The 1,160-nt window shown below is 52.3% G+C and carries 2 protein-coding genes; both read right to left on the bottom strand.

What is annotated here, in order from left to right:
* The coding region (locus R7P72_RS25240) for a carboxyl transferase domain-containing protein (RefSeq protein ID WP_318110991.1) at positions 1–830 on the bottom strand (830 nt) is incomplete at its 3' end.
* A gap of 34 nt (positions 831–864) precedes the next feature.
* A partial coding sequence (locus R7P72_RS25235; protein WP_318110990.1) for an acyl-CoA dehydrogenase family protein occupies positions 865–1,160 on the bottom strand: 296 nt, incomplete at its 5' end.

The raw sequence follows: 1,160 nt of genomic DNA, 5'->3' as shown, positions 1-1,160 counted from the left end.
GCACTGTCCGATTTCGGCGGCTTTGGACGGTTCGCGTTGGCAATCGCCTCGCGCGCTAAGTCTAAGGCGTGCTCATCGTTTTCGGCGTAATAATCCGCCACCCCCGATTTTCGACAATGCACATCTGCGCCGCCGAGTTCTTCACCAGTCACGATTTCGCCCGTTGCGGCTTTTACCAATGGGGGCCCGGCTAAAAAGATGGTGCCTTGTTCTTTCACCATTATCGACACGTCTGCCATTGCTGGGACATAAGCACCGCCTGCGGTGCACAGCCCCATAACAACGGCGATTTGAGGAATGCCTTTGGCCGACATTCTGGCTTGGTTGAAGAAGATACGGCCGAAGTGATCTTTATCGGGAAAAACGTCTGATTGATGAGGGAGATTTGCGCCGCCAGAGTCGACAAGGTAGACACATGGTAGTTGGCAACGCTGAGCTATCTCTTGTGCTCGAAGGTGCTTTTTCACGGTGAGAGGATAATAGGTGCCGCCTTTGACCGAAGGATCGTTGGCAATCACCATGCATTGAACTCCTTCGATTATGCCGATGCCAGCCACGACACCCGCGCATGGGATGGGCTCATCGTACACTTGCCAAGCGGCGAACTGACCAATTTCAAGGAAGTTGCTACCATCATCGAGCAAATGTGAAATTCGTTCTCGAACCGGGAGTTTTCCTTTTTGTCGCTGATGAGCAATGGCACGTTCGCCGCCACCGAGTTTGATGGTGGCGACGTCTTTTTGCAGCTTTTCAACCAGCATTTCCATTGCGGCTTGGTTAGAAAGAAACAGCTCGTCAGTTGGCTTGGTTTTGCTTTTTATGATGGCCATGATGACTTCCTTTTCCTAGCGAGTGAATCAGGAGCTAGCGTGATTCCTCAAACAATTCGCGCCCGATGAGCATGCGGCGAATTTCGGAGGTTCCTGCGCCAATTTCATACAGTTTTGCGTCACGCAGAAGACGTCCGGTTGCGTATTCATTGATGTAGCCATTACCGCCGAGTAGCTGAATGGCGTCGAGCGCCATTTGTGTTGCCAATTCTGCGCTGTACAAAATCACCCCAGCGGCATCTTTGCGCGTGCATTCACCACGATCACAAGCTGCTGCGACGGTGTAGACGTACGCTTTGGCAGCGTTCATACGTGAGTACATGTCGGCCA

The sequence above is a fragment of the Vibrio sp. Vb0888 genome, from assembly GCF_033338835.1.
Classification (GTDB): Bacteria; Pseudomonadota; Gammaproteobacteria; order Enterobacterales; family Vibrionaceae; genus Vibrio; species Vibrio alginolyticus.
The sequence above is the reverse complement of the archived record's forward strand: the minus strand, read 5'-3'. Positions and strand labels throughout refer to the sequence as shown.